4 protein-coding genes and 1 pseudogene are annotated in these 4123 nt (G+C 72.5%); 3 read left to right on the top strand and 2 right to left on the bottom strand.

The window, feature by feature from the left end; genetic code table 11:
* Together AB0O91_RS41115 and AB0O91_RS41110 are read right to left on the bottom strand one after the other, a co-directional pair.
* A pseudogene (locus AB0O91_RS41115) lies at nt 1-126 on the bottom strand (electron transfer flavoprotein subunit beta); the annotation flags it as partial.
* A gap of 237 nt (nt 127-363) precedes the next feature.
* On the bottom strand, nt 364-777 hold the full coding sequence (locus AB0O91_RS41110; protein WP_363444667.1) for a thioredoxin family protein: 414 nt from the start codon (nt 775-777) through the stop codon (nt 364-366).
* A gap of 207 nt (nt 778-984) precedes the next feature.
* Here AB0O91_RS41110 and AB0O91_RS41105 point away from each other — a divergent pair, with 207 nt between their 5' ends.
* The 3 genes from AB0O91_RS41105 (at nt 985) to AB0O91_RS41095 (ending at nt 4020) form a co-directional block, all read left to right on the top strand.
* Nucleotides 985-1410: a DUF4395 domain-containing protein gene (locus AB0O91_RS41105; RefSeq protein WP_363444665.1), complete on the top strand. Its 426-nt coding sequence runs from the start codon at nt 985-987 to the stop codon at nt 1408-1410.
* Between the two features lie 238 nt (nt 1411-1648).
* Entirely contained in the window at nt 1649-2419 is a 771-nt protein-coding gene (locus AB0O91_RS41100; RefSeq protein WP_363444662.1) for a lysophospholipid acyltransferase family protein, read from the top strand.
* A 236-nt stretch (nt 2420-2655) separates the two neighbouring features.
* Nucleotides 2656-4020, top strand: a complete 1365-nt coding sequence (locus AB0O91_RS41095; RefSeq protein WP_363444659.1) for a hypothetical protein — start codon at nt 2656-2658, stop codon at nt 4018-4020.
* Nucleotides 4021-4123: the final 103 nt, after the last annotated feature.

The following is a 4123-nucleotide window of genomic DNA, read 5'->3' as shown; positions in this document are numbered from 1 at the left end:
GTACTCGTCCAGCTCCGACAGGAGGCCGTCCACACCCTCCCGGTCCGTGGTGTGGTCGTCCGCGAAACGACGGTCACCCGTCGCGTCCGGCACGTACTTCACACAGACAACGATCCTCAAGCTCACGGCCTTGTCTCCTGTACTGGTCTCGTCCGGCGGCTGCGGCGTGCAAGCGGGCGCGAACACGGTGCGCACCCGCTCCGGGCAGCGAGTTTCCCGATGCCGGTCCGGAACTTCCTGGCAGCATACTCGCCAGTAGTTCAGTGGTCACTACTGGCCAGTAGCTTAGGCCGGACGGCAGGCACTGCCGCTCGCGCCCATCCTGCCCCAGCCGGAGACCACTCCACCCCACCGGGCCACCCGTCACACCGCCAGGCCGAGCGCCGCGATCACATCCGCCTTGCGCGGCAGCCCCGCCGCCCGCCGCACCACCCGCCCGGTCGCGTCCAGCACCAGGACGGTCGGCGTCCGCAGCACCTCCAGCCGACGCACCAGCTCCAGCTGCGCCTCGGCGTCCAGCTCGACGTGGGCGACCCCGTCGACCATCCCCGCCACCTCGGCGAGCACCCGCCGGGTGGCCCGGCAGGGCTGGCAGAAGGCGGTGGAGAACTGCACCAGGGTCGCCCGCTCGCCGAGCGGCCCGCCCAGGTCCGCCTCCGACAGCCGTACCGCCCCGTCCTTCGTGCGCACCCGCAGCCTCCCGTCGTGCCTGATCCTCAGCAGCCCGAACAGGGTCGCCGCCGCCAACACGACGACGCACACCACCGGTCCGGCCATCCCTCCAGTCTGCGACAGCACCCGCGGGCTCCGAAAGGGAGGTCGACCAGTCGACACCGGGCCCGTACGATCGGCAGGTGGACTCCGACCGCCCCTCCCCGCCGCTGCTGACCGTCCGTCGCGCCGTCGACCAGGCCCTGGCCACCACCGCCCGCTGTCGCTGACGCGCCCCACCGCAGCCGCCCGTCGCGACCCTCCGGAGTCACCGTGCAGACCGACCCCCGCGGTCCCCGCTTCGCCGCCGCACTCACCAGCGTGGCGCTGGTCGCCGTCCTCCTCACCGGCAGCGCTCCGCTGCTGGCCGCCCAGGCAGTCGTCTTCACCCTCGCCGCGTCCGGCGGCCCCCGACTCTCCCCCTACGGCTGGCTGTTCCACACCTTCGTCGCCCCCCGCCTCGCACCCCCGACCGAGACCCAGGACGAGCGCCCGCTGCGCTTCGCCCAGGGCGGCGGAGCGGTGCTCGCCGCGGTCGGCACCCTCGGTTACCTCACCGGCGTCACCTGGCTCGGCCTGTCCACCGCCGCCTTCGCGCTGGCCGCCGCATTCCTGAACGCCGTCTTCGGCTACTGCCTGGGCTGCGAGATCTACCCGATCGTCCGCCGGGCCCAGGGCCGGCTCGGCGCCGGGGCCTGAGTTCCGGCGATCTCCCCCGACCCCGGGAGGCGGAAAAGTTCCGGTCCGGGTTCATCACGGAGATCACACCGCGAATATTCGCTTGACTGCCCGCCTCAGGTGACAGCAGGCACTCGTTCGGGGGATCATCTCCGTGTATCACCCGTGACCGCCGCGGCGTGCCGTGCTCCGGTCGGCTCCCGCGCACGGCTCGGGTACCGCCGTACCGGGCCCCGGCCCGTGGAAGTCAGGACTGACCGTGGCAGAGTTCGTCTACCCGCCGGTGATCGGCGCCGCACTCACCGCCTTCCGTGCGCTCGACGTGCGGATCAAGATCATTGGTGCCGAGCACATCCCCGCCAAGGGCGGAGCGGTGCTGGTCAGCAACCACATCAGCTACCTGGACTTCCTCTTCGCCGGCCTCGGCGCCTACCGCGGCGGCAAGCGCAAGACCCGCTTCATGGCCAAGGACGACGTCTTCCGGCACAGCATCTCCGGTCCGCTGATGCGCGGGATGAAGCACATCCCGGTGGACCGCACCGACGGCCAGCCCGCCTACGAGGCCGCCGTCCGCGCCCTGAAGGCCGGCGAGGTCGTCGGGGTCTTCCCCGAGGCGACGATCAGCCGCTCGTTCATGCTGAAGAAGTTCAAGACCGGCGCCGCCCGGATGGCCGCCGACTCCGGCGCCCCGCTGCTGCCGGTCGTCCTCTGGGGCACCCAGCAGCTCTGGACCAAGGGCCGCCCGAAGACCCTCACCAAGCGCCACGTCCCGGTGACGATCATGATTGGCGAACCGATTCACCTGGGCCCGGACGACAAGCCCGTCATGGTCACCAGAAAGCTGCGCGCCGCCATGAGCGAGATGCTCGACCGGGCCCAGCGCGAGTACCCCGGCAAGCCCGCCGGCCCCGACGACACCTGGTGGCTGCCCGCCCAGCTCGGCGGCACCGCGCCGACCCTGGAGGTCGCCGAGGCCGAGGACGAGGCGGAGGCCCTCGCCAAGGCCGAGCGCCGCGCCGCCCGGGGCTGAGCCGCTCCCGCGCTCCGCACCCTGCGCCCCGGCCGGACCGTCCCACCCGGCCACTCCGGCTGGCTACTCCGAGCGACCGAGCGGAAACGATCCGTCGCGTGTCGCCCGGCCACCGGCACCCCCCGTCTGGCACAGTGACAGCTCCTCCAGGGGGCTCTTCCCCTGGATTCGTCCTGCGCCCCTCCCCCTCGGAGCAGGGGCACGGGTGGGAGCGGTCGGAAAGGTCGGAGACGGAGATGACACGGATCACCGGCACACAGCAGCCGCCCGGCAGCAAGGCCCGCACCCGCGCAACCGCCGGTGCGGGCCTCCTGCTTCTGGGCACCCTGCTCACCGGGTGCGGGGCCGAACCCGGCGACATCCCGCTCTCCGAGATCCGCCCGGAGTCCCCCACCGCCGCCCCCGACCCGAGCCCGTCCGCAAGCCCGGGCGTCATCGGCGCCGCGAACAGCGACGCCCACAACGGACTGATCGTCAGCCGGGCCTACACCGACGCCACCCGCACCACCAGCGCCATCGTCACCCTCGGCCCCGACGGCGCCGACCAGCACCCGGTCACCCAGCCGCCCGAACGCGCCCTCGACGACCGCCCCGACTGGTCCCCCGACGGCCGCGCCATCGCCTTCGACCGCACCGACCCGCAGAGCGGCACCGCCCGCCTCTGGACGGTCTCCGCCGGCGGCGACAACCCCCACCAGATCAGCCAGCTCTGCGACACCAGCAGCGCCACCACCGACTGCGCCAACGAGGACGAACGCGCCCCCGCCTTCTCCCCCGACGGCAAGCAGCTGGCCTTCAGCCGTTCCTGGGGCGCCCTCGACGCGGCGCACAACAACCAGGTCCAGTACTCGGACCTCTACCTGATGAGCCCCGACGGCACCAGCGTCCAGCGGCTCACCTTCCTGACCAACGACAAGCCCTACTCCGGTGCCGTCAGCAACCCCAGCTGGTCACCCGACGGCAAGCAGCTCACCTTCGAGTACCGCACCAGCGCCACCGGACAGCCCGCCAACAGCCGGGCCGTCTACGTCGTCGGCGCCGACGGCACCGGGCTCCGCCAGCTCACCCCCTGGGAACTGCGCGCCGGCGACCGGGCCAGCTGGTCCCCCGACGGCACCCAGATCCTTTTCACCACCTACCCGGCCGGCCCGGACAACGCCCCCGGCGGCGGCATCTACACCGTCCACCCCGACGGCACCGCCGTCGGCGCGCTCACCCCGGCCCCGTCCGACGTCTTCTACGGCAGCGCCGCCTACGCACCCGACGGCAAGTCCATCGTCTTCGCCCAGGCGCCCGCGGGCTCCGGCGCCGACCTCTACAGCATGCGGCCGGACGGCACGGGCGTCACCCGGCTCACCAACACCGCGGACAAGTGGCTCGGCCGGCCCGCCTGGGGAACGGCGGCGCCGGCGGCGGCCCAGGCGCCGCAGTCCGACGCACCGACCGCGGCCCCGTCAGCTGCGGCTCCCTCAGCACCGGTTCCATCAGCACCGGCTCCGTCTGACGCTCCTTCGGCCCCGGCCGCGGAGACCCCGGCGCAGGCTCAGGGCCAGCCGAAAACCGATGACACCCAGCTGCCGGACGAGGACGACGACAACTGAGCAGTGGTGGAAATGCGAAAAGCCCCTGATCCGTAGGGATCAGGGGCTTTTCTGAATGATTGTTCGGCGGCGTCCTACTCTCCCACAGGGTCCCCCCTGCAGT

This window comes from Kitasatospora sp. NPDC089797 (assembly GCF_040684795.1).
Taxonomy (GTDB): domain Bacteria; phylum Actinomycetota; class Actinomycetes; order Streptomycetales; family Streptomycetaceae; genus Kitasatospora.
Note: the sequence above shows the minus strand (reverse complement) of the source record. Positions and strands in the feature narration are given on the sequence as shown.